Source organism: Alphaproteobacteria bacterium, from assembly GCA_004295055.1.
Taxonomy (GTDB): domain Bacteria; phylum Pseudomonadota; class Alphaproteobacteria; order SHNJ01; family SHNJ01; genus SHNJ01.
On record SHNJ01000007.1, the window covers coordinates 131,000 to 153,997 of the forward strand.

The 22,998-nt window shown below is 48.2% G+C and carries 25 protein-coding genes; 20 read left to right on the forward strand and 5 right to left on the reverse strand.

The genetic code is table 11. The features are described from left to right. Positions 1–113 precede the first annotated feature (113 nt). The 8 genes from EYC62_01610 (at position 114) to secF (ending at position 6,888) form a co-directional block, all read left to right on the forward strand. A complete protein-coding gene (locus EYC62_01610) occupies positions 114–287 on the forward strand; it encodes a twin-arginine translocase TatA/TatE family subunit (protein ID TAH37607.1) in 174 nt (57 codons plus the stop codon). A gap of 11 nt (positions 288–298) precedes the next feature. Continuing rightward, complete coding sequence (tatB, locus tag EYC62_01615; protein ID TAH37608.1) at positions 299–622, forward strand: twin-arginine translocase subunit TatB; 324 nt, start codon at positions 299–301, stop codon at positions 620–622. Between the two features lie 2 nt (positions 623–624). Next, the gene (gene tatC, locus EYC62_01620) at positions 625–1,437 is read left to right on the forward strand and encodes a twin-arginine translocase subunit TatC (GenBank protein ID TAH37609.1); all 813 of its coding nucleotides are present in this window, start codon (positions 625–627) and stop codon (positions 1,435–1,437) included. 219 nt (positions 1,438–1,656) lie between these two features. Further along, on the forward strand, positions 1,657–3,129 hold the full coding sequence (locus EYC62_01625) for a serine--tRNA ligase (protein ID TAH37610.1): 1,473 nt from the start codon (positions 1,657–1,659) through the stop codon (positions 3,127–3,129). An 89-nt stretch (positions 3,130–3,218) separates the two neighbouring features. Beyond that, positions 3,219–3,884, forward strand: coding sequence for a protein-L-isoaspartate(D-aspartate) O-methyltransferase (locus tag EYC62_01630; GenBank protein TAH37611.1), 666 nt, complete (start codon positions 3,219–3,221; stop codon positions 3,882–3,884). A gap of 154 nt (positions 3,885–4,038) precedes the next feature. Beyond that, positions 4,039–4,332: a preprotein translocase subunit YajC gene (yajC, locus tag EYC62_01635; protein ID TAH37701.1), complete on the forward strand. Its 294-nt coding sequence runs from the start codon at positions 4,039–4,041 to the stop codon at positions 4,330–4,332. A 24-nt stretch (positions 4,333–4,356) separates the two neighbouring features. Beyond that, a complete protein-coding gene (secD, locus tag EYC62_01640) occupies positions 4,357–5,925 on the forward strand; it encodes a protein translocase subunit SecD (GenBank protein ID TAH37612.1) in 1,569 nt (522 codons plus the stop codon). Between the two features lie 18 nt (positions 5,926–5,943). Further along, positions 5,944–6,888 carry a protein translocase subunit SecF gene (secF, locus tag EYC62_01645; GenBank protein ID TAH37613.1) on the forward strand — a complete coding sequence of 315 codons (945 nt, stop codon included), beginning with the start codon at positions 5,944–5,946 and terminating at the stop codon, positions 6,886–6,888. A 56-nt stretch (positions 6,889–6,944) separates the two neighbouring features. On the opposite strand, the gene EYC62_01650 is transcribed toward secF, so the two are convergent. The 3 genes from EYC62_01650 to EYC62_01660 form a co-directional block, all read right to left on the reverse strand. Next, a complete protein-coding gene (locus EYC62_01650; GenBank protein TAH37614.1) occupies positions 6,945–7,706 on the reverse strand; it encodes a hypothetical protein in 762 nt (253 codons plus the stop codon). A gap of 3 nt (positions 7,707–7,709) precedes the next feature. Continuing rightward, the gene (locus tag EYC62_01655) at positions 7,710–8,447 is read right to left on the reverse strand and encodes a hypothetical protein (GenBank protein ID TAH37615.1); all 738 of its coding nucleotides are present in this window, start codon (positions 8,445–8,447) and stop codon (positions 7,710–7,712) included. 141 nt (positions 8,448–8,588) lie between these two features. Beyond that, positions 8,589–9,203, reverse strand: a complete 615-nt coding sequence (locus tag EYC62_01660; protein ID TAH37616.1) for a superoxide dismutase — start codon at positions 9,201–9,203, stop codon at positions 8,589–8,591. Between the two features lie 152 nt (positions 9,204–9,355). On the opposite strand from EYC62_01660, the gene EYC62_01665 reads away from it, so the two are divergent. Beyond that, positions 9,356–10,141: a hypothetical protein gene (locus EYC62_01665; GenBank protein TAH37617.1), complete on the forward strand. Its 786-nt coding sequence runs from the start codon at positions 9,356–9,358 to the stop codon at positions 10,139–10,141. Positions 10,142–10,407: 266 nt separating this feature from the next. On the opposite strand, the gene EYC62_01670 is transcribed toward EYC62_01665, so the two are convergent. Next, positions 10,408–11,055 (reverse strand): carbonate dehydratase, encoded by a 648-nt coding sequence (locus tag EYC62_01670; protein ID TAH37618.1) that lies wholly within the window; start codon positions 11,053–11,055, stop codon positions 10,408–10,410. A 151-nt stretch (positions 11,056–11,206) separates the two neighbouring features. Then, positions 11,207–14,080, reverse strand: coding sequence for an excinuclease ABC subunit UvrA (uvrA, locus tag EYC62_01675; GenBank protein ID TAH37619.1), 2,874 nt, complete (start codon positions 14,078–14,080; stop codon positions 11,207–11,209). Between the two features lie 83 nt (positions 14,081–14,163). Between uvrA and EYC62_01680 the strand changes: the two genes are divergently transcribed. The 11 genes from EYC62_01680 to EYC62_01730 all read left to right on the forward strand — a co-directional run bounded on the left by EYC62_01680 (position 14,164) and on the right by EYC62_01730 (position 22,992). Next, positions 14,164–14,937, forward strand: coding sequence for a type II secretion system protein (locus tag EYC62_01680; GenBank protein ID TAH37620.1), 774 nt, complete (start codon positions 14,164–14,166; stop codon positions 14,935–14,937). Positions 14,938–15,112: 175 nt separating this feature from the next. Next, on the forward strand, positions 15,113–15,583 hold the full coding sequence (gene ssb, locus EYC62_01685) for a single-stranded DNA-binding protein (GenBank protein ID TAH37621.1): 471 nt from the start codon (positions 15,113–15,115) through the stop codon (positions 15,581–15,583). Between the two features lie 81 nt (positions 15,584–15,664). After that, complete coding sequence (gyrA, locus tag EYC62_01690) at positions 15,665–18,364, forward strand: DNA gyrase subunit A (protein ID TAH37622.1); 2,700 nt, start codon at positions 15,665–15,667, stop codon at positions 18,362–18,364. Positions 18,365–18,370: 6 nt separating this feature from the next. Further along, the gene (locus tag EYC62_01695) at positions 18,371–18,949 is read left to right on the forward strand and encodes a hypothetical protein (protein ID TAH37623.1); all 579 of its coding nucleotides are present in this window, start codon (positions 18,371–18,373) and stop codon (positions 18,947–18,949) included. A gap of 5 nt (positions 18,950–18,954) precedes the next feature. Then, positions 18,955–19,170 carry a hypothetical protein gene (locus EYC62_01700; GenBank protein TAH37624.1) on the forward strand — a complete coding sequence of 72 codons (216 nt, stop codon included), beginning with the start codon at positions 18,955–18,957 and terminating at the stop codon, positions 19,168–19,170. Next, a complete protein-coding gene (locus tag EYC62_01705) occupies positions 19,167–19,670 on the forward strand; it encodes a pantetheine-phosphate adenylyltransferase (GenBank protein TAH37625.1) in 504 nt (167 codons plus the stop codon). The genes EYC62_01700 and EYC62_01705 overlap by 4 nt, the downstream gene beginning before the upstream one ends. A 2-nt stretch (positions 19,671–19,672) precedes the next feature. Then, positions 19,673–20,194 carry a DUF177 domain-containing protein gene (locus tag EYC62_01710; GenBank protein ID TAH37626.1) on the forward strand — a complete coding sequence of 174 codons (522 nt, stop codon included), beginning with the start codon at positions 19,673–19,675 and terminating at the stop codon, positions 20,192–20,194. A gap of 151 nt (positions 20,195–20,345) precedes the next feature. Then, positions 20,346–20,531, forward strand: coding sequence for a 50S ribosomal protein L32 (rpmF, locus tag EYC62_01715; protein TAH37627.1), 186 nt, complete (start codon positions 20,346–20,348; stop codon positions 20,529–20,531). Between the two features lie 28 nt (positions 20,532–20,559). Continuing rightward, the gene (gene plsX, locus EYC62_01720; GenBank protein ID TAH37628.1) at positions 20,560–21,630 is read left to right on the forward strand and encodes a phosphate acyltransferase PlsX; all 1,071 of its coding nucleotides are present in this window, start codon (positions 20,560–20,562) and stop codon (positions 21,628–21,630) included. 3 nt (positions 21,631–21,633) lie between these two features. Next, positions 21,634–22,593, forward strand: coding sequence for a ketoacyl-ACP synthase III (locus EYC62_01725; GenBank protein ID TAH37629.1), 960 nt, complete (start codon positions 21,634–21,636; stop codon positions 22,591–22,593). Between the two features lie 87 nt (positions 22,594–22,680). Next, positions 22,681–22,992 carry an integration host factor subunit alpha gene (locus EYC62_01730; protein TAH37630.1) on the forward strand — a complete coding sequence of 104 codons (312 nt, stop codon included), beginning with the start codon at positions 22,681–22,683 and terminating at the stop codon, positions 22,990–22,992. Positions 22,993–22,998 lie beyond the last annotated feature (6 nt).

Genomic DNA, 22,998 nt, shown 5'->3' on the forward strand with positions numbered 1-22,998 from the left:
GCGCCACATCCGCCCATAAAATAGCTAAAAAACCGCCGATTATTGAGCAAATATCCATTATTTGCCGATATGATATACTATCTTATTGAAATTCCTTATCTGTCGAGGTTCTTATGGGTTCATTTAGCTTAATGCATTGGTTGATCGTAATCGTGGTCATTCTGTTGTTGTTTGGCCGCGGACGTTTGTCGCAAGTCATGGGCGATTTCGCCAAAGGCATCAAAGCCTTTAAAACTGAAATGAAAGACGACAGCAAAGACGATCAGCAAAAAATCAATAAAGATTAATCGGTAAACCCATGTTTGATATCGGTTGGTCCGAACTTGCATTGATCGGGGTTGTGGCGATCGTGGTGATCGGCCCCAAGGACATGCCCAAAGTAATGAAGCAAGTTGGTAAATTCGTCCGCACCGCTCGTAAGATTATGCGCGATTTTCAAAATCAGGTCGAAGAAGTGGTCCACGCCGAGGAAGTCAAAGAATTTCGCGAGCAGTTGGAAAAGCACGGAATTACCGATTTTCATGAGCAGATTCAGCGAGAACTGGATAACACGGCGGCCCAGATGCAAGAAGGGTTAACTGACAATTCAGGTGAAACTTCAGATACCAAGCCTAAAGCATAGTAATGACAACGGAAAAAAATAAAAGTGCCGACGATCAATTTATGGAAATGCCGTTTATGCAGCATTTCATCGAGTTGCGCGCGCGGTTGTTTTATGTTGCGGTTGGCTTTGTAATCGCATTCGGCATTAGTTTCCATTATGCCGGCCACGTTTATGATTTTCTGGCAAGGCCATTGATCGATGCCATGATTGCCAATGGCCACAGCAATCCACATATGATTTTTACAGGCATTGCAGAAGCGTTTTTTACCCATCTGAAGCTCGCGATGTGGATGGGATTGTTTATCACCTTGCCATTGTTGCTTTCGCAAGTATGGATGTTTGTTGCCCCAGGATTGTATAAAAACGAAAAACGGGCGTTTTTGCCGTTTCTGATTGCAACGCCAATTCTGTTCCTAATGGGCGCGGCGATGGCTTATTATGTTGTCTTTCCGATGGCTTGGAAATTTTTTCTTAGTTATGAGACAATCGGCACCGCGGATGGTTTGCCAATCCAACTGGAAGCAAAAGTGAATGAATATTTATCTATTGTTACTGGATTGCTGATGGCGTTTGGATTTTGTTTTGAATTGCCGGTGCTTTTGGTGCTGCTGAATAAAGTGGGCTTAATTATGGCCCAGACTTTGGCGGAAAGCCGCCGGTATGCGATTGTCCTTATATTGATCGTGGCGGCCATCGTCACCCCGCCGGATGTTATCAGCCAGCTTATGCTCGCTATCCCAATGTATTTTTTATATGAAATATCGGTCTGGATCTGTATTGCCCAGGAAAAGGCCGCTGGAAAGCGCGAATTAATTGCGGCGAATAAGTCCTAAACCATAACAGTGCCCTAATTTTAAATTCCCCTCCCTTTGGGAGGGGGTGGGGGGGAGGGTTAGGCAAGACCTAAATCAGAAAAACGAAATGAATGTAGCAGATACCGGGCCTAACCCCCTCCTTACCTCCCCCAAAGGGGGAGGAATTTCCGAATTATATCATTACTAAATTCACGACAAAGATTGATTTTCTGGGCTTTTTACGTTATTTAGCTACTCATGCACGATATTCAATTTATTCGCGATCATCCCGATCAATTCGACAAATCCTTAAAAAGCCGTGGCCTTGCCGCGCAGGCCCAAGCCATTTTAGACGTTGACGCGCGCCGCCGTGCCGCCTTGACCGAATCGCAACAATTGCAGGCGAAACGCAACGATTTATCCAAGCAAATTGGGCAATTAAAAAAACAGGGCGTCAACACCGATATGGTGATGAAAGAAGTCGCCGATATGAAAGATCGCTTGGCCGGTCTTGAAAAGGTCGCCGCCGATCTTGATGCTCATATGGAATCCATGCTTGCTTATATCCCGAATCTGCCGGCAAACGATGTGCCCGTGGCTGGCGATGAAACGGGCAACAAGGAAGCGCGTAAATTCGGAACGCCCACGAAATTGCCATTTGAAGCCAAGGCACATTACGATCTTGGCGAAAAATTGGGGATGATGGATTTTGAAGTTGCCGCCAAAATTACCGGTTCCCGGTTTGTGATGCTAAAAGGCCCATTGGCGCGCTTGGAACGGGCGATTGCGCAATTCATGATCGATACGCACACACGGGAATTCGGTTATACCGAAGTATCTCCGCCCTATATGGTCAACGATACATCCATGTACGGCACCGGTAATTTGCCGAAGTTCGCCACCGATTTATTTTATGCCGACAGTCTGGTGCTGGATGAATCCGCCCCGCTGGAAGACAGCGAATTAGAACGCCGCATCTTCGGCCAAATGAAAAAAGATTTGGCCGATCGCAATCCAGAGCTATTGAATTACATTACTCAAGCCGTTGGCGCTGGCGACCACGAAGCCTTTATCAAATTGATCGAGGCGGTCGAAGCGATGATGCGCCAAAACCGCAATTTGAATAATCGCAAATGGCTGATTCCAACGGCCGAAGTGCCGCTGACCAATATTGTCGCCGATCAAATTTTAAGCGCGGAGCAATTGCCGTTGCGCTTTACCGCATTTACGCCATGCTTTAGATCCGAAGCGGGGTCGGCCGGCAAAGACACGCGCGGGATGTTGCGCCAACATCAATTCAGCAAAGTGGAATTGGTCAGTGTTGTCGAGCCAGAAAAAAGCAATGAAGAACACGAACGGATGACAGGCGCCGCTGAAACGATTTTGCAGCGTTTGGAGTTGCCGTACCGTACAATGTTATTGTGCACCGGCGACATGGGATTTGCTTCGCGCAAAACCTACGATCTCGAGGTTTGGTTGCCGGCGCAAAATACTTACCGGGAAATTTCCAGCTGTTCAAATTGCGGCGATTTCCAAGCCCGCCGGATGAAGGCGCGTTACCGTGGCAAAGACGATAAAAACACCAAATTCGTGCATACATTAAACGGTTCGGGCCTTGCTGTGGGACGCACGCTGATTGCGGTTATGGAAAATTATCAAAACGAAGATGGATCCATAACAATTCCATCCGTGCTGCAACCTTATATGGGCGGTCTTAACAGAATTGGATAAATCAGGGTTTAGGGTATTGTGGTTTGGGTTTAAGGAGTAGAGAAATTTCCAAAACCCAATACCCAGAACCCAAAACCCATAGGAATCAAATGGTATTTGACCCTCGCGTAATTCGTTTAATCATGGACCTTCGCACTGGCGGCGTGTCCGATACCGAAGTTCTATCGGCGATAGAACGTGTTCCACGCCATTTGTTCGTGCCGGATTCTTTGCAAGACCAAGCTTACGACAACGCCGCATTGCCGATCGGTCATGGCCAGACGATCAGTCAACCTTTGATTGTTGCCTTGATGTGTCATGCGTTGGAGCCGGATAAAAAAATAAAAGTCCTGGAAATCGGAACCGGATCTGGATATCAGGCCGCTGTTCTATCTTTTTTATTCCGCAGGGTTTATTCCATCGAATTGCACAAGCCGTTATTGGACGAAGCCAACGCGAAATTGGCCAATGCCGGCATTACCAATGTCACCACCAAATTGGGTGACGGCTATCAAGGTTGGGTGGAACAAAAACCGTTTGAGCGTATCATCGTTTCTGCGGCCGCAACCGAAATTCCGCAAACCCTGGTCGATCAATTGGCGGATGGGGGTATTATGGTTATCCCGGTCGGGCCGCAAGACGGGGCGCAATATGTTATTAAATTAACCAAAACGGGCGATTCTTATACCCAAGAAACGCTTTGGTCAGTGCAATTTGTGCCTTTTATATCAACAAATAATGGGCCAAATAATCAACAAAAACGAAAAATAAGTTAATTGCAATATAGGCCGGTTTCGTTTATTTCTTTATCAGCAAAATTAACCCGAAATGAGGTAGAGAATGTTTATTCGCAATGCCTGGGCCGATGCTCCGGTTGTTACTTCCGATGTTCCCGCCGCAGCCACCGGCACAACCGCTATGCCAGGACTGATGGGCCAGTTGGCGCCGCTAGTTTTGATTTTTGTCGTATTCTATTTTCTATTGATTCGCCCACAACAAAAGAAATTGAAAGCGCATGTCGATATGGTCGCTGCTTTGCGTCGTGGAGATAAAGTTGTCACCGGCGGCGGAATTGTTGGCACTATTACCCGTTTAATCGACGATAAAGAAGTTTCGGTAGAGATCGCCGACGGCGTTGAAATTAAGGTCATCCGCAGCTCGATTGCGGAAGTCATTTCTAAAAGTCCGGTCAGCGCCCAGGACACCAAGGGCAAAGCCGCTTAAAAAGCTAAAGAATCAGGAAATACCATGCAATCCAACAGACTTTATATTTGGTTCATCGTTTTTATTTGCGTTATGGGATTTATCCTAGCGTTGCCCAATGCCATCAGCGATGAGCGCTTGGCCAAATTGCCGGATTGGTTTCCGAAACATAAAATCACTTTAGGTTTGGATTTGCAGGGCGGGTCGCATTTGCTGCTCGAAGTTAAAACCAGCGATGTTATTGCCGAACAACTGAATAATATGTTGGATGGCGTGCGTTCCACGTTGCGGACGCAGGATATCGGTTATACCGATTTGTCGGCTGGCGATGGCGCGATTCAATTTACCTTGCGCGATTTGGCGCAAAAAGACGCTGTATACGAAGCCTTGCGCAAAGAATATGGCCAGGATGCCGTGGTTGATATTAAGGCTGACGGCAAGGGCAGCATTACATTGCGCGAAGAATATGTTGCCAGCCGCAAAAAACTGGCGGTTGAGCAATCGATCGAAGTTGTCCGGCGCCGCGTCGATGAAACCGGTACCCGCGAGCCGACCATTATCCGTCAGGGTGAGGACCGTATTTTGGTTCAATTGCCGGGCGAGGGCGATCCAGAACGCTTAAAACGTTTGTTGGGCAAGACCGCGAAATTGACTTTTCAATTGGTGGATATGAGCACCAGTGTGGATGAAGCCCGTATGGGACGTACGCCGCCAGGCTCGCAACTATTGCCGGCGGATAAAAAAGACGGCTATGCCTCGGATTACGTTGTTAAACGGCAAGTTATTATTTCCGGCGATATGCTGGTCGATGCCCAGCCAAGTTACCAGGAAAATCAACCTGTCGTGTCATTCCGTTTCGATTCGCGCGGTTCAAAAAAATTCGGCGAAGTAACTTCGGAAAATATCGGCAAGCCATTTGCGATTATTTTAGACGGTAAAGTAATCAGTGCGCCGGTAATCCGTTCCGCCATTATTGGCGGTTCCGGCATTATCAGCGGTAGTTTTACGACCGAATCGGCGAAAGATCTGGCGTTATTGTTGCGCGCCGGTGCGTTGCCAGCGCCATTGACGGTATTGGAAGAACGCTCGGTCGGTGCGGAATTGGGCCGCGATTCGGTTGAGGCGGGTACCATGGCCAGCATTATGGGTTTTGCGCTTGTCTCCTTATGTATGGTTTTATGCTACAGCCTGTTTGGCGTATTCGCGGTGATTTCCTTGACCGTGAACTTGGCTTTGCTGGCGGCGGCGTTATCATTGTTGGGTGCAACGCTGACCCTTCCTGGTATTGCCGGGGTGGTTTTGTCGATCGGTATGTCGGTGGACGCCAACGTGCTTATTTTCGAACGTATCCGCGAGGAATTGCGTTTGGGACGCGGCCCCCGCGCGGCGGTCGATAACGGATTCAAACATGCGGTCGGCACGATTACCGATGCCAATCTGACTGCATTGATTGCCAATTTCTTTTTATATTTGTTTGGTACAGGGCCAGTGCGCGGCTTTGCCGTGACCTTGTCGATTGGTTTGTTGGCGTCGATGTTTACCGCCATCACCTTAACCCGTTTGATTGTGCAGGCTTGGATGAACCGCGTTCGTCCGCAAGCCTTGCCATTATAATAAATAAAGGATTGAATCATGCTGCCTATTCACTTAATTCCACAGCAACCGAACATCAACTTTTTGCGCTATAAATGGATCGCGGTTGGATTGACCTTGTTCCTAACTTTGGCATCGATCTTTGTGGTCAGCACCAAGGGCCTGAGTTACGGCATCGATTTTTCCGGCGGTATCATGATGGAAGTCGCCGCGACCGATGGCAGCAAAGTTGATTTGGCCGGTATGCGCGAACATTTAAACAGCCTAAGCCTAGGCGAAGTCGCGTTACAAGAATTCGGCAAGGAAAACCATGTTTTGATCCGTGTGCAGCAACAAAAAGGCGGCCAGGCCGAGCAAATGGCAGCGGTACAAAAAGTCCGCGAATCCTTGGGCGCGAAATATGATTTCCGCCGCGTCGAATTCGTTGGCCCGAAAGTAGGGGATGAATTGGTGCGCGATTCGACTATCGCGGTATTACTGTCGATGGCCGGCATTATGTTGTACATCTGGTTCCGTTTTGAATGGCAGTATGGCGTTAACGCGCTGATTGCCGCGATTTATGACGTTGTAACCACGCTGGGCATTTATTCGTTATTCAATATCGAATTCAACTTAACTTCGATTGCGGCGTTGCTGACGCTGGCGGGGTATTCCATCAACGACAAAGTCGTTGTGTATGACCGTATCCGCGAAAATTTACGCAAATACAAAAAAATGCCGATGGAAGAATTGTTGAACCTATCGGTCAATCAAACTTTGGCGCGTTCGGTTATGACCAGCGTCACCGTGTTTTTGGCCGTATTGGCGTTGTTGTTTTTCGGCGGCGAAGTGATTCGCGGTTTCAATATCGCGATGACTTGGGGCGTATTGGTGGCGATGTTCTCGTCTGTTTATGTGGCCGCGCCATTGATTTTATGGATGATGCCGGAACGCAAGGAAACAGATCCAGAAACCAACGGCGACCGGTATCAGAACGCCGCGTAATCTTGGTTTTAAATAGAATAAAAGGCCGGGATTATTCCCGGCCTTTTTTATTGAAATTATCTTCTGCGGCGCTGCGCCAGCGCCAACCCTAATAACGGCGCCAATGTTGCAGGCGAGGGTACGACTGCAACGTCGCTTAATTCGGTGCCGAAACGGAGTTCGTCGAAAGAATCATTTGGACCGCTTCCCCAACAACTAATAGCGAAGAAATTAAATGGCCGCAGCGTGGTAAAGTTATAGGAAATTAATGGATTTCCTAAATTGTTTGTATCGGCAGGGTCAATCCAAAGTTGAAGCTGCGAGTTGCCGATATCGTTTATGCTGTATTGAATAAGCACAAAGTGATCCACAAGGCCGGGAGTGCGCTGAAGAATATGTGTACCATTCTCGCCGTAATTCATAGTTATGCCCATCGGCAACACACCTATGCCCATTTGATATTCATGATTGGATAAGTTGGCATCAGGAGAAAACTGTAAAAAAACTCCACCTCCGTCGTAAGCATTAAAGCGGTTCATAAATGAGCCGTACCAACTTTGATTGAATTCGGGTGCTATAGATGAATATCCAGCCTGGCTATAACCGCTGGCGCGGTTACCGGATGATCCCAGTGATAACGAATGACTTAAGCTCCCTGCGGCAAACTCACCATAACCTACGCCAATATTTCTGTTGGTTAAATCGGGTATGGGTATATAAGGTGAATGATAATATGGTTCTATATCAAAATTGGAATGTAGGAATAAATCCCCTTTTGCTGCAGAAACACCAATAAAACTAGCCGCGCAAAGAAAGGGAGCGAGAATTTTTTTATCCATAGATTACCTCTTTCTTCGATGCGCCAGCGCCAACCCTAATAACGGCGCTAATGTTGCAGGCGAGGGTACGACGGCCACGTCGCTTAATTCCGTGCCATATCGCAATTCGTCGATACTATTTATTCCATCCCAATTTACAAAATAATTAGCAGAGAAGTTGAAAGTAGAAAATTCATGCGTTAATACAGGGACACCTAAATTGGCAGTATTTGGATCTACCCATAATTCCAATTGTGATGTTCCATTTTGTAGAGGTTTATAATGCAATAATACAAAATGGCTAATATTTACAGCAAGGTCTAGATACCAAGCCGTACTGGTACCTTGATTGGAAATAATTTGCGACCCATCAGAAAAAATATGATAAATAAGGCGATTGGCACTGGTTCCATCATCTATGCGGAATGAAATTCCATTAGAGTCGTCAAATTTCCAGATATAAGATGAATACCATTCTTGATTAAATTCATAGGAAAGGTTGGAGTATCCAACGGATCCGAATCCTTCCATACGGTTTCCCGATGATCCAGGGGAAGAAGGATGTGCAAGACTGCCTGCAACAAAGGTGCCATAGCCAAGGCCATGATTTCTTCCCGTTAAATCGGGAATGGAAGTCTCGTCATTATATATTCCTGGGCCAATATCAAAATTCGAATGCAAAAACAAATCCGCATTGGCGGTTTGAAATGCGGTGAAACTCGCTGCGGCAAGAGTCAGCGTTGCAAGAGCATGATTTTTCATAAGCGCATTTTGAATCCGGTTTATCGATTTTGCAATCTACAACCAGGAAGAAAAGTAAAATTTTGAATGTCGGAGTGATATTTAGAAAATAAATAGCCGGGATTTTGTCCCGGCTATTTAATTATTATGACAATTTTATTTCTAAGCGGCTTTTTTCAAGCCTTGCTCGAATCCGGCGGCGACGGATTCCCAATTGACCAGCGATTCCAAAAACGCCTTCAAATAATCGGCGCGTTTGTTGCGGTAATCGATGTAATAAGAATGTTCCCACACATCGCAGCCCAGCAATGCTTGCTGGCCAAAGCATAATGGATTGACGCCATTGGCAGTTTTGGTGACTTTCAGTTTGCCTTTTTCCAAAACCAGCCAGCACCATCCGCTGCCGAATTGGCCGATGCCGGCATTGGTGAAATCTTCTTTAAATTTATCGATGCTGCCGAAATCTTCTTTGATTTTCTTTTCCAAATTGCCGGGGATCGATCCGCCGCCCTTTGGCTTCATCCAGCCCCAGAATTGGATATGGTTCCAATGTTGCGAGGCATTGTTAAAAATACCGGCTTTCGATTCGTCGTTATAAGTTTTAACGATAATGTCTTCCAGGGTTGCTGTGGCCAATGGACCGCCGGCGGTCAATTCGTTCAATTTGGTGACATAGGCTTGGTGGTGTTTGCCATGGTGAAAATCCAAAGTTTCGGCGGACATGAATGGCGCCAAGGCGTCTTTGGCATAAGGTAAATCGGGAAGGGTGAATGGCATGTAAGGTCCTTTATCTGTGATTTCTGGTTTAGGGGTGTCAGGTGTCGGGTATCGGGTGTCAGGATTGATTTTTTAACCTGGAACCTGATACCTGACACCTGGAACCTTTTCCGAATATAGGCTAGTTATATAACAATTCCAAGGGGCAGCAAGTGTCTGACAATCAAAAGCAAATCGAACAATTGATCCGCCAGCACGATCACGATCGCTGGACTTGCAGCCTGTTTGCACCGGATGCGGCGCGGCCGCATATTCTGGCATTGCTGGCCTTTAATTATGAAATTGCGCGGGTGCGGGAAGTGGTAACCGACCCCGCGATTGGTCTGATACGCCTGGCCTGGTGGCGCGAAGCGGCGGATGATTTATCGCGCGGCATCGTTCGCCCACATTATGCTTTGCAAGAACTGGCCAATATTCCGAATCTCGATTATGCGGCGTTACACCAAATGGTAGATGCAAGGGCCAGGGAATTTGAAGAGTCGATCAATCCAACCTACGCGGATTTTATAAATTACTGCCAGTATACTTCTGGAGTGTTGTGGAAATTATGCGCTGCTCAAGCAGGCGCGGAGAACAACCACGTCGCAAATATCGGTCAGGCTTGGGCGATGATTGGGTTATTGCGCAGCGTAATGTTTCAAGCCCGATTCCGGCGCATGTATTTGCCGCTGGATTTGCTGGCGCAACATGGTATCGATAAGGATCGATTCTTCGATGTGCCAACAGGCATCGATTTATCACCGGTGGCTAAACATATTATGGAACAGGCGAAAGAGATAATTCGGGTCAATACAGGACCCAATAATCCGCGCTTTATTAATGCCCTTGGGAAGTTAGGCCATATATACTCTGGGCGCTTTCAACAAGCTAAGTATGATTTATTGCACCCGCATCTACAAAAACCATTATTTTTCAAATATTTAAAATTATTGTTCTAATGCAATACTATAATTATCTAATATCTTTAAAGGATATGATATAAAGGAGTATGAGTAATGAAACTATTCAAAATCTATTGCAGCCTTTCTTGAATCCAACCAAACACCACAAGAGTATTTATTGGCTGATTTTGTTATCATGCGTAGCATTGTGTAGCTTCGGCGCTGTTGCTATGCCAATAGCGGAAAAGATGTTGTCTGCCGGGCAAAGCGAGATTGACCCATCAGTACTGGCGCTATCTAGGCAGAACACTAGGGCTTAACCGTCAGGCGGCGGAAAGCGTCCTGATGGCTGATTGATGTTTTCGTTCGGCTTCGGTTTGGCTATCCGAAGCAACATTTAAATCTTTCAACAATCCATTCTTAACGCTGTAAATCCATCCGTGGACAGTTAAATCCTGCCCGGCTTTCCAGGCATTTTGCACAATGGATGTTTGGGTAACATGCCAGACTTGTTCGATCACGTTCAATTCGCATAAACGATCCCAATTTTGCTGGGCATCGGAAGATTTCAACTCTTTAGCGTGTTGTTCCGCGATTTTTTGCAAATTCGCCAGCCAGCCATCGATCAATCCCAATTTCTGTTTTTCCAGCGCTGCGCGCACGCCGCCACATCCATAATGGCCGCAAACGATGATATGGCGTACCTTTAACACCTCGACTGCGTATTGAACCACAGACAGGCAATTCAAGTCGGTTTGTACCACCAAATTGGCGACGTTGCGATGCACGAATACTTCGCCCGGTACCAAACCAACGATTTGGTTGGCAGGAACGCGGGAATCGGAACATCCAATCCATAAATATTCCGGAGATTGTTGTTCTACCAGTTTTTGGAAAAAGGTTGGGTCTTCGCGTTGAATTCGCGCCGCCCAATTTTTGTTGTTGTCGAGAAGTTTTTTAAGATCGGTCATGGATGAGGTATCAGGTGTTGGGTTTCGGGTATCAGGTATCAGAGAAAATAAGAATTTAGTTTTTATATCATAATTTAAACGGAATGCCTAATGCCTAAAAGCGGCTAATATATTTACCTGAAACCTGGCACCCGATACCTGACACCTAATTTCACGCACTCTTCTTCGCCTTCGCCGCTTGCAATAACGGCTTTAAATACTGGCCGGTATAGCTGCGCGCGGTTTTGGCGATTTCTTCGGGTGTGCCGGACGCGATAATTTCCCCGCCCGCATCGCCGCCTTCGGGGCCGAGATCCAGAACATAATCGGCCGTTTTGATGACTTCCAAATTATGTTCGATCACCAAAACCGTATTGCCCTGATCAACCAGCGTATGAAGCACTTCTAACAATTTACGCACATCTTCGAAATGCAATCCGGTGGTCGGTTCATCCAGAATATATAATGTCTTGCCGGTGGAACGGCGGGAAAGTTCTTTGGACAATTTAATCCGCTGAGCTTCGCCGCCGGATAATGTGGTGGCTTGCTGGCCGACATGGATGTAGCCCAGGCCAACTTTTTGCAAAGTTTCCATTTTCGTGCGAATCGATGGCACGGCTTTGAAAAAATCGGCGCTTTCATCCACCGTCATATCCAATACATCGGCGATGGATTTTTCCTTGAACTTGACCTCTAACGTTTCACGATTGTATCGCTTGCCTTTGCACACGTCGCACTGCACGAACACATCGGGCAGGAAGTGCATCTCGATTTTGATCATACCATCGCCCTGGCACGCTTCGCACCGCCCACCCTTGACGTTGAACGAAAACCGGCCCGGCGTGTAACCGCGCGCCTTGGATTCTGGCAATTCGGCGAACCAATCGCGAATCGGCGTGAAGGCGCCAGTATAGGTCGCGGGGTTGGATCGCGGTGTGCGGCCAATGGGCGATTGATCGATATCGACGACCTTGTCGATATGTTCGAGTCCCTTGATGTTACCATACGGCGCAACTTTCCCGGATGCGCCATTCAATTTTTGTGCAACCGCTTGGTACAGCGTATCGATAATTAAGGTCGATTTGCCGCTGCCCGAAACGCCGGTGACGGCAACGAATTTGCCCAGCGGAATTTCAGCGCTGATGTCTTTTAAATTATTGCCGGTCGCGTTTTTTAACGCGATGGATTTGCCATTACCTTTGCGACGCGATGTGGGTAGGGGAATGGTTTTGCGCCCGGACATATATAACGCTGTCTGACTGGTTGGATGTTTCATCACCTTATCCGGCGTTCCGGCGGCAACCACGGTGCCGCCATGCGCACCGGCACCTGGGCCCAGATCGATCAAATAATCAGCGGCTCTGATCGCGTCTTCGTCATGCTCGACCACGATCACGGTGTTATCCAAATCGCGCAGCCGTTTCAATGTTTCCAGCAAACGGTGATTGTCGCGTTGATGCAATCCAATCGACGGTTCATCCAATACATATAATACGCCGGTCAAACCAGAACCGATCTGGCTGGCCAAGCGAATGCGTTGCGATTCGCCGCCCGATAATGTGCCGGAATTGCGCGATAGCGATAAATAATCCAATCCAACCGCCAGCAAGAATTGCAAGCGTTCTTGAATTTCTTTCAGGATACGCACGGCAATAGTTTTTTCTTTGGCGGTTAATTGGCCGTCCAGTTTGCCGAACCATTCCTTGGCGGCTTTAATCGACAGGTTCGAAACCTCGCCAATATGCTTTTTGCCAACTTTAACCGCCAACGCCTCTGGCTTTAACCGGAATCCATTGCAAGCCTCGCACGGTTTGTTGGCCTGGTATGGCTCGTAATATTCTTGGCGCATATCGTCGCTTTGGGTTTCGCGGTAACGGCGTTCCAGATTTGGAATGACGCCCTCGAAGGCTTTGTGGGTGGTAAAACTGCGCACGCCATCGTCATAGTAAATTTTGATTTCCTCATCGCCAGAGCCATACAGCATTATATCACGGAATTTTTTTGGCAATTCGTTCCATGGCGCATGAATGCTTTGTTTGTAATGTTTGCACACGCTCGATAACGCCTGCAAATAATATGGTGCTGGCGTGCCTTGGGACGACCATGGGGCCAACGCGCCTTCGTGCAACGACAATGTTGGATCGGGCACGACTAAATTCGGGTCGAAATATAATTTAATGCCAAGGCCTGAACATTCCGGGCAGGCGCCATATGGATTGTTGAACGAAAATAAACGCGGTTCGATTTCGTCGATAGTGAATCCCGAAACCGGGCAAGCGAATTTGGACGACAGCACGATTTGCTCGCCGGTGTCCGCGTTTTCGGCATAGGCGATCCCATCCGCCAGCGGCAAGGCGGTTTCAATCGAATCGGCCAGTCGCCGGGCGATGTCGTCGGCGATCACCAAACGGTCGACCACCACGGCGATTTCATGTTTTATTTTCTTATCCAAATCCGGCGCGTCGTCGATTTCGTAAATTTTGCCGTCGATTTTAACGCGCTGAAATCCTTTTTTCTGTAAATCCTTGATTTCTTTTTTATACTCGCCTTTGCGTCCGCGCACGATTGGCGCCAGCAAATATAACCGGGTGCCTTTTGGCAATTCCATCAACCGGTCGACCATTTGCGATACGGTTTGCGCGGTGATCGGCAATCCGGTAGCAGGGGAATAGGGCACGCCAACGCGAGCGTATAAAAGGCGCAGATAATCGTAAATTTCCGTAACTGTGCCGACCGTGGAACGTGGATTGCGCGATGTGGTTTTTTGTTCGATAGAAATTGCCGGCGACAACCCTTCGATTAAATCCACATCCGGCTTTTGCTGCATTTCCAAAAATTGCCGCGCATAGGCCGACAACGATTCGACATAACGCCGCTGGCCTTCGGCATAGATCGTGTCGAAGGCGAGTGAGGATTTGCCTGATCCCGAAAGTCCGGTAATCACGGTTAGGGAGTTTCTTGGAATATCGAGATCGATATTTTTAAGGTTATGCTCCCGCGCCCCCCGGATGCGTAAAAAGGCGTTTTTGTCGTTATTTTTGGTCATAACGCCATATATAGGGCAAACTTGGGCCTTCGGCGAGGCCAAAAACTTATTGATAATCTTTTTATAGGCCGTACAATACGGGCATGCGTAAAAACATATCCCGCGCCTTTTCATTGATGGAGTTGCTGGTTTCGATCAGTATCATTGGCGTATTGACATCTCTGGCGGTTGCTGGAATAGGGGCGGCGCGCACCACCGCACGTCAGTTGAAATGCAAGACTAATATCCGCAATGCGGGGCAAGCGATTATGACGTATGCCGCCGAGCATAAGGATTATTTTCCTTTTGCCGGATATGAACGCCGCACTTGGCCGGATGATCTGCTGCCCGATGCGGTAAAAGGGATTTCAGTGGTTATGGGCGGACAGAGTGGATTGCGCCATGGATTATGGTCCGTAATGTTTCCGGAACAATGGAGCGGGATAGAATTTTCGCCTTCCATGAAATGTCCTGGCCAACCCGAATATAATCGGGCCGGTTTAAATTATTTGTCGGATTCTCCATTTCCTTACTATTTTCTAAGCAGCGCGATGTGGCTGGCGGAACAGGATATGGCCGTCGCGGATTCCGCCTTGCGGGCAAAAGCAAAACCGCATCATGTTGGAGAAATTACCTATCCATCCCACAAAAGCCTGTTTTTTGAGCAAGCGGCTTTTTGTAATACGGGTTCGGATCTGGCTATGGCTTTAAATCTGGGCCAGACTCCGGAAGGTAAAATCAGTGTGGTTTTTGGCGATCTATCCGTAAGCCGATTCAGTCGAATGGACGGGACTCTTTTGCCTCCGCCGGGACAAGCTGTATTGCCCTTTGATTTTACGCCCAATGAGGTGCGCGGACGGGATTGTTTAAGCCGTTAAACATCTCTATCCACACCCTATTTTAGACGCTTATTTCCCTGGTTTTACCCCCCTAAAAATGCTAAAAAATACCGTTCGTCCAAAGCTTGGCCGGGGGGGCGAATCATCCTTGTAATCGGAGGGGTTTGGGTCCGGCGCGCTTGCCCCAATCCCATGAAAAAGAAAGAGCATTATCATGGCTGGATCCGTCAACAAAGTCATCCTCGTCGGTAATTTAGGCAAAGACCCGGAAGTTCGCGCAACGAACAGCGGCGGCAAAATTTGCAATTTGTCGATTGCCACATCCGAATCCTGGAAAGACAAATCGACCGGCGAGCGTAAAGAAAAAACCGAATGGCATCGCGTCGCTATTTTTAGCGAAGGCCTAGCCGGTATCGCGGAAAAATATCTGCGCAAAGGTTCCAAAGTTTATATCGAAGGCGCTTTGCAAACCCGCAAATGGCAGGATAAAGAAGGCCAAGATCGGTACACCACCGAAATCGTTATTTCGAATTTCAACGGCGCGTTGACCATGCTGGATGGCAAATCCGGCGGTTCGGGCGCATCATCGGGCGGATCGGATGCTTTTGCTAACGATTCGTTCAACCAATTGCCACCCAGCGCCACCGGCACCGGCGGCGTAGCGGATGATGAGATCCCGTTTTAACCTGTAGTCTGTAGACCGTAGACGGTAGACGGATTTGTCTATTGATACGGTCTACCGTTTACCGTCTACTGTATACTGAAAATGACCCAAGACAACACCATTACCCAAGATATCGTTCCCGTCGAATTAGAATCGGAAATGAAGCGCAGCTATCTCGATTACGCGATGAGCGTGATCGTATCGCGCGCCATTCCCGATGTGCGCGACGGATTGAAACCGGTGCATCGCCGCATTTTATACGCGATGCATGAAATGGGTTACACGCCGGACAAAGCCACGCGCAAATCCGCGCAAGTGGTTGGTGCGGTGATGGGTAAATATCACCCGCATGGCAATTTGGCGATTTACGATGCGCTGGCCCGTATGGCGCAGGATTTTTCCATGCGCTTGCCGTTATTGATCGGTCAGGGGAACTTTGGTTCCATGGACGGCGATCCACCGGCGGCGGAACGTTATACCGAATGTAAACTGGCTTGGTCTGGCGATGCGTTATTGTCGGACATTGATAAAGAAACTGTCGATTTCCGTCCGACTTATGACGATACCACGGTTGAACCAGTCGTTTTGCCTGCCGCATTCCCAAATTTATTGGTCAATGGCACCAACGGTATCGCCGTCGGTATGGCCACCAATATCCCGCCGCATAATTTGGGTGAGGTGATTGATGGCTGCGTTGCTGCAATTGAAAATCCGGAAATTACCATTGATGAATTGATGCAATATATTCAAGGTCCGGATTTTCCGACCGGCGCGTTAATTTTGGGCCGGGGCGGGATTGTATCGGCATTCAAGACTGGACGAGGCAGCATTTTGATGCGTTGCCGCCATACGATCGAAACGATGAAGGGCGGACGCGAAGCGATCATCCTGACCGATATGCCGTATCAGACCAATAAGTCGAATCTGGTCAAACGCATCGCCGAATGCGTAAATGAAAAAATTATCGAAGGCATTTCCGACATTCGCGACGAATCAAACCGTCACGGCGTCCGCGTGGTAATCGAATTGAAAAAAGACGCGCAGACCGATGTGGTGTTGAACCAATTGTACAAACATACGCCGGTACAAACCAGTTTCGGCGTCAATTGCTTGGCACTAAACAAAGGCCGCCCGGAATTGATGAATTTGAAACAAGTCATCGATGCGTTCCTGGAATTCAAGGAAGAAACTGTCAACCGTCGTTCGGCATACGAATTGCGTAAGGCACGGGAAAAGGCACATATCTTGATCGGTTTGATGATAGCGGTTGCCAATATCGATGAAATCATCGCCTTGATCCGCAAGTCGCCAAATCCGCAAGTCGCGCGGGAACAATTGCTGGCGAAACCATGGGGCGCATCGGATATTGCTCCATTGATCGAACGCGTTGGCGAAGTTGGCCACAAGGTAATTGACGGCAAATATCAATTAAGCGAAGAACAAGCCAAAGCGATTTTGGATTTGCGTTTGCAAAAATTGACCGCATTGGAGCGCGATAAAATCACCGAAGATGTCAATGAATTGGTGGCTAGCATCGCCGAATATTTGAAAATTCTGCAAGATCGTCCGCATCGTTTAAGCTTAATCCGCACCGAATTGCTGGCCGCCAAAGAAAAATTTGCGTCGCCGCGTTTGACTGGCATCGAAGAACATGAAGGCGATCAAGATATCGAAGATTTAATCCCGCGCGAAGATATGATCGTTACTTTCTCTCAATCCGGTTATATCAAACGTGTGCCAATGTCGACTTACCGCGCGCAAAAACGCGGCGGCAAGGGCCGGGCTGCGATGGCAACCAAAGACGAAGATTTTGTTACGACCGTTTTCGCCGCCAATACCCACACGCCAATGTTGTTCTTTACAACCATTGGCCGGGTCTACGCGTTAAAGGTTTATAAATTGCCGCTCGGCAACCCGCAATCCAAGGGCAAGCCGATGATCAATTTATTGCCATTGGAACAGGGCGAGACGATTTCGACCATTATGCCATTGCCGGAAGACGAGAATACATGGGCACAGTTATTCGTGATGTTTTCGACATCCGAAGGCAATGTGCGCCGTAACCGTTTATCGGATTTCCTGGATATCCGCGCATCGGGTAAGATCGCCATGAAGCTGGAAGGCAGTGAGAAATTGATTGGCGTGCAAACTTGCGATGAACAGGACGACGTATTGCTGTCGACCGCGCAAGGCAAGGCGATCCGGTTCAGCGTCGAGGATATCCGTGTATTCGCCGGCCGTAATTCCACTGGCGTGCGCGGTATTAAGCTTGCCGACAAGGATTTCGTGATTTCGATGACGATCCTGAAATATGTCGAAGCATCGGCCGAAGAACGCGACGCCTATGTGCGCTATGCCAACGCGCAACGCCGCGCGGAAAATGGCGGCGAAGAAACCGCAGCGCCGGAAGAAGATACGCCAACGTCGAATATTACGTTATCGCCAGAACGGCTGAAACAGCTCGCCGCGGCGGAGCAGTTCATTTTAACGTTAACGGCTAAAGGTTTCGGCAAACGTAGCTCGGCTTATGAATTCCGTACCTCCGGCCGCGGCGGGCAGGGCATCGCCGCGCTCGATCTGACCAAAAAACATGGTTGGGTCGTGGGCTCGTTCCTGGTCGAAGATACCGACGATATTGTGATTGTTTCGAACGGTGGTACGATTATCAGAACGCCGGTTCGCGATATAAGCATCGCCGGCCGCCGCACCCAGGGCGTAACCGTGTTCCGTGTCGAAGAACACGAACATGTCGTCTCTGTCGCGCGTTTAGCCGATACTAGCGAGGAAGAGCCAAGCGAGTAATTGCATATGAAGGCAATTATCATTCATGGAACCAAAGGATCGCCGCAAGGCAATTGGTTTCCATGGCTGGCTGGACAATTGCAAACGCAAGGGTTTGACGTTCAAGTTCCGCATATGCCAACGCCAGATGGACAAAATTTACAAAACTGGCTGGCGGCATTTGATCGTATTCGGTTGGATCAAAATACTATTTTAATCGGCCATTCCATGGGGGCGGGATTTATCTTGCGGCTTTTGGAACACGGCGGCCCTATTTGCGGCGCTATTTTGGTGGCGCCTTTTATGGCCGCGTTGGGTTTGCCGGAATATGATGTCCTGAATAAATCCTTTGTCGAAGGGCCGGTCGATTGGCAGAAAATAAAATCCAATAGCCGGGAATTTCGCGTAATCGCTGGCGATGACGATCCTTATGTGCCGTTTATGGCATCGAAACAGGTGGCGGACGGGCTGGGTTGTCCGTTAACCGTTATTCCTGGTGGCAAGCATTTGAACGCCGAATCCGGCTATACGGAATTCCCGATTTTGCGGGATATGGTGCTGGATCTTGCCAAAGCAGAAAAACCGGCTTACGTTAAGCAAGCTTAGGGAGAATGAAAATGCTCGGCAACTTTTTTGTTAACTTTTTTAGCCAGTCATTCGGCCCAGTGTGGGTTGCATTTTTCTGCGGATTGATATTTGGCGGCGTAGCAGTTTTTTGGGCGTTATTCGAAAAGAAAGAAGTCGAGGAAGCCGAGGATGTTGCGGATAAAATTGAAAAAGAAATGCATGCGAGCGAGCATCCAACCTATAATAACGAGGTATTATGAGCCAGCGTATAGCCGTCTATCCGGGGACTTTTGACCCGATTACTTTTGGGCATATGGATATTATTCAACGCGCCGCGCGCGTGGTGGATCATTTAATCATCGGCGTTGCCGCGAATGCCGGCAAGGGGCCGTTATTTTCCCTGGAACAAAGAGCTAAATTGGTTGAAACCGAAGTTAAAAACCTCTCTAAACAAAAAAGCCTTGCTAGGATAACAGTAAAGAAATTCGATGTTCTATTGATGGATTTTGTGCGTGCGCAAAAATCGAAAATCATTGTACGGGGCTTGCGTGCCGTGTCTGATTTTGAATATGAATTTCAAATGGCGGGTATGAATGCAAAATTGGATTCAGGCGTCGAAACACTGTTTTTAATGGCCTCGGATAAGTATCAGTTGATTTCATCCCGCTTTGTCAAAGAAATTGCCCAGCTGGGAGGGGACGTCAGTCATTTTGTCAGTCCTAATGTCTTAAAGGCCATTCGCCGGAAATACGCGGTGTAATCATGACCGAATTTACCAAGGTTATCGCCGTCAGCGAAATCCCGCCGCAAGGCAGGACTATGCATTTTGAGTCCACGGTAGAAGAACGTATTGCCATAGCTGCGAGGGCAAAAATTCCGGATGTCGATTCATTTGCCATTGAATTGCAACTGCAATTTTTACCGCAATCGCATATTTTGGAAATTAAAGGATTTGGCCGCGCGAAAATTACCCAGGTCTGTGTTGTGACATTGGAACCATTTGAAGCGGAGTTGAATTTCGATTTCGATTGCCAGTGCCTTGAATCCGAACGCGCTAAAAAATGGAATAATGAAATGGATAGCGTCGAAGATTATGCTCAAGGCGGGTTTGAGGAGGTTATTGACGGCAAAGTGGACATTGGCGAAATTGCCGTTCAGGAGTTCATTTTGGCCCTGGATCCATACCCGCATAAGCCCGGCGCTAGGGCGGATTTAGACGCTGCAAATCAGGCCTCTGGCGAGGATAATCCTTTCTCAGTTCTTAAGTCATTGAAAAAGCAATAAAAAAATAAAACCTTATGAAGCTCCCTAATCGCTCCAGAAACTGGAATTTTCCTTGATTTATCAATAGGGATCGGTTAAAACCATCACCTCGTTTGAAACAGATTTTGAGCTGGCCGCTGTTAAGGCGGCTTTTTTAGATTAAGAGGGTGTCATGCCAGTACCAAAAAGAAAAACTTCGCCGTCGCGCCGTGGAATGCGTCGTTCGCATCATGCGCTTGCATTGAACGGCACCATGGAATGTCCGAACTGCGGCGAATCGAAACGTCCACACCACATTTGTGGTTCTTGTGGTTTTTACGATAGCCGTCAGGTATTTTCTAAATCCACCACTGCCTAGTTTATTTCTTTAAACCGGAGTTCATCGGTTGTCTCGTCAAATTGTCCTTGCCCTGGACGCTATGGGCGGTGATAACGCCCCTGGCGTTGTCATCAAAGGCGCCAATATCGCGCGTGAACGCTATCCCGAAGCACGATTCGTTTTTTTTGGGGATGAGGCGAAAGTCAATTCGATTTTAAAAGGTATGTCGAAACTGCGCGATGTTTCAGAAATCGTGCACACTGAAGAGTTCATTCCGGGCGACATGAAACCGTCATTGGCTTTGCGCCAGTCCAAGCGTTCCAGTATGCGTTTGGCTATCGAATATCTAAAAGAAGGCAAGGCGAACGCGGTTGTATCGGCTGGTAATACCGGCGCGTTGATGGCTTTATCAAAAATCATTCTTGGCACCATGAAAGGCGTTGAACGTCCAGCTATGGCGGGTTACTTGCCGACCGAGCGCGGCGAAACCGTGATGCTGGACTTGGGCGCAAATGTGGAATCGGATGCCGATAATTTGGTACAATTTGCGGTTTTGGGCGAAGTGTTCTCGCGTACCGTTTTGGGTGTCGTTCGCCCGTCCGTTGGAATTCTGAATGTTGGTTCTGAAGATCAAAAGGGCCACGAGGAAGTCCGCGAAGCTGCTGCGCAATTGCGCGATACCGGATTGCCGATCGATTTTTACGGCTTTGTCGAAGGCAGCGATATTACGCTTGGCACCGTCGATGTGGTCGTTACTGATGGATTTAGCGGCAATATTGCAATTAAGACGGCGGAAGGCACCGCAAAAATGTACGGCACCTATTTGCGCCGCGCATTGAAATCGTCGATGTTTTCGCGTCTGGGATATGTGCTGGCCAAACGCGCATTCAATCAGTTGCGTGATAAATTGGACCCGCGCAAATATAATGGCGCGGTATTTCTGGGCCTTGACGGGATTGTGGTAAAAAGCCATGGCGGAACCGATGCATTTGGATTTGCCAATGCGATAGGCGTTTCGGTCGATATGGTAAAACATGGATTCATCGATACGGTGCGCCACGAGTTCGAAGAATTGTCGCACCATCTGATCAATCCAGCAGAACAAGATCCAAAATCATTATCGGCCAAGGCCGTTTAGTCCATGATACGTTCTAAAATTATTGCAACCGGCGCTTATTTGCCAGCGCGCGTATTGACCAACCATGATCTTGCCAAAACAATAGACACCAATCACGACTGGATTGTCGAACGCACCGGTATTGCACAGCGCCATATCGCGGCGGAAGGCGAATTGACTTCGGATCTAGGTACGGCCGCCGCTAAACAGGCTTTATCCAATGCGGGTCTTCGCGCGGAAGATTGCGATTTGATTGTCGTTGCGACCACAACGCCGGATCAAACTTTTCCAGCAACCGCCACAACGATTCAGCATAAATTAGGGGCGCGGGCTATTCCTGCCTTCGATATTCAGGCGGTTTGTTCCGGTTTTTTATATGCGTTGAATGTGGCCGATAATTTTATTCGCACAGGGCAAGTGAAAAATGCGCTGGTGATCGGTGCTGAAACTTTTTCACGCATTGTTGACTGGCAGGATAGGGGCACTGCTATTTTGTTCGGTGACGGCGCAGGAGCCGCGGTATTAAGCGCTGCGAACGAACCAGATAAAGGAATTATCGGTATCGATATTTTTTCCGACGGTAAGTTCAATGATTTGTTGTATGTCGATGGCGGCGCCTCGCGCGGGGATAGAATCGGCAAGGTTCGCATGCAGGGCAAAGAAGTATTCAAGCATGCGGTCGGAATTTTGACCGATGTCAGCCGGAAAGTTTTGGACAAGCATAATCTTAAAACTTCGGATGTTTCCTGGGTGATCCCGCATCAGGCCAACCGGCGGATTATCGAATCCAGCGCCGACAAGCTTGGCCTTTCTGTGGATAAATTCATTATTACGATTGATCAACATGGCAATACATCGGCGGCATCCATACCTCTGGCGATGCATACCGGATTTGCGGATAAACGCCTTAAATCGGGCGATTTGGTTATGTTCCAGGCCCTCGGTGGGGGCTTTACCTGGGGGGCGGGTTTAGCCCGGATTTAGGCTAAATTTCAACGTCCGGGATGTCTTTTAAGTAATTGACAGTCTTATATATTTCTTCTAATATTTCAGGAAATAGGGAGGATATCTATGTCCGAACAAACCTTGACCCGCGCTGATCTGGCCGAACTGGTATATCAAGAAATTGGCCTTTCACGCAATGAATCGTCGAATTTGGTCGACGAAGTGCTTGATGTAATTGCCAACGCTTTGGTTGCCGGCAGCAATGTAAAATTATCGTCTTTCGGCAGTTTTATTTTGCGCAAAAAAGGCGAACGCGTCGGCCGCAATCCAAAAACCGGCCAGGAAGTGCCGATCACACCGCGTACCGTTTTGGTATTCCGCCCATCCCAAGCTTTAAAGCAGCGGGTTAGCGGCGTTAAAAAACCGGCGGCGGCATAGGATTAA

Coding starts and splice junctions, on each gene's coding strand:
- EYC62_01610 (TAH37607.1), top strand. CDS start 114: ATGGGTTCATTTAGCTTAATGCATTGGTTGATCGTAATCGTGGTCATT.
- tatB (TAH37608.1), top strand. CDS start 299: ATGTTTGATATCGGTTGGTCCGAACTTGCATTGATCGGGGTTGTGGCG.
- tatC (TAH37609.1), top strand. CDS start 625: ATGACAACGGAAAAAAATAAAAGTGCCGACGATCAATTTATGGAAATG.
- EYC62_01625 (TAH37610.1), top strand. CDS start 1,657: ATGCACGATATTCAATTTATTCGCGATCATCCCGATCAATTCGACAAA.
- EYC62_01630 (TAH37611.1), top strand. CDS start 3,219: ATGGTATTTGACCCTCGCGTAATTCGTTTAATCATGGACCTTCGCACT.
- yajC (TAH37701.1), top strand. CDS start 4,039: ATGGGCCAGTTGGCGCCGCTAGTTTTGATTTTTGTCGTATTCTATTTT.
- secD (TAH37612.1), top strand. CDS start 4,357: ATGCAATCCAACAGACTTTATATTTGGTTCATCGTTTTTATTTGCGTT.
- secF (TAH37613.1), top strand. CDS start 5,944: ATGCTGCCTATTCACTTAATTCCACAGCAACCGAACATCAACTTTTTG.
- EYC62_01650 (TAH37614.1), bottom strand. CDS start 7,706: ATGGATAAAAAAATTCTCGCTCCCTTTCTTTGCGCGGCTAGTTTTATT.
- EYC62_01655 (TAH37615.1), bottom strand. CDS start 8,447: ATGAAAAATCATGCTCTTGCAACGCTGACTCTTGCCGCAGCGAGTTTC.
- EYC62_01660 (TAH37616.1), bottom strand. CDS start 9,203: ATGCCATTCACCCTTCCCGATTTACCTTATGCCAAAGACGCCTTGGCG.
- EYC62_01670 (TAH37618.1), bottom strand. CDS start 11,055: ATGACCGATCTTAAAAAACTTCTCGACAACAACAAAAATTGGGCGGCG.
- uvrA (TAH37619.1), bottom strand. CDS start 14,080: ATGACCAAAAATAACGACAAAAACGCCTTTTTACGCATCCGGGGGGCG.
- EYC62_01680 (TAH37620.1), top strand. CDS start 14,164: ATGCGTAAAAACATATCCCGCGCCTTTTCATTGATGGAGTTGCTGGTT.
- ssb (TAH37621.1), top strand. CDS start 15,113: ATGGCTGGATCCGTCAACAAAGTCATCCTCGTCGGTAATTTAGGCAAA.
- gyrA (TAH37622.1), top strand. CDS start 15,665: ATGACCCAAGACAACACCATTACCCAAGATATCGTTCCCGTCGAATTA.
- EYC62_01695 (TAH37623.1), top strand. CDS start 18,371: ATGAAGGCAATTATCATTCATGGAACCAAAGGATCGCCGCAAGGCAAT.
- EYC62_01700 (TAH37624.1), top strand. CDS start 18,955: ATGAAAATGCTCGGCAACTTTTTTGTTAACTTTTTTAGCCAGTCATTC.
- EYC62_01705 (TAH37625.1), top strand. CDS start 19,167: ATGAGCCAGCGTATAGCCGTCTATCCGGGGACTTTTGACCCGATTACT.
- EYC62_01710 (TAH37626.1), top strand. CDS start 19,673: ATGACCGAATTTACCAAGGTTATCGCCGTCAGCGAAATCCCGCCGCAA.
- rpmF (TAH37627.1), top strand. CDS start 20,346: ATGCCAGTACCAAAAAGAAAAACTTCGCCGTCGCGCCGTGGAATGCGT.
- EYC62_01725 (TAH37629.1), top strand. CDS start 21,634: ATGATACGTTCTAAAATTATTGCAACCGGCGCTTATTTGCCAGCGCGC.
- EYC62_01730 (TAH37630.1), top strand. CDS start 22,681: ATGTCCGAACAAACCTTGACCCGCGCTGATCTGGCCGAACTGGTATAT.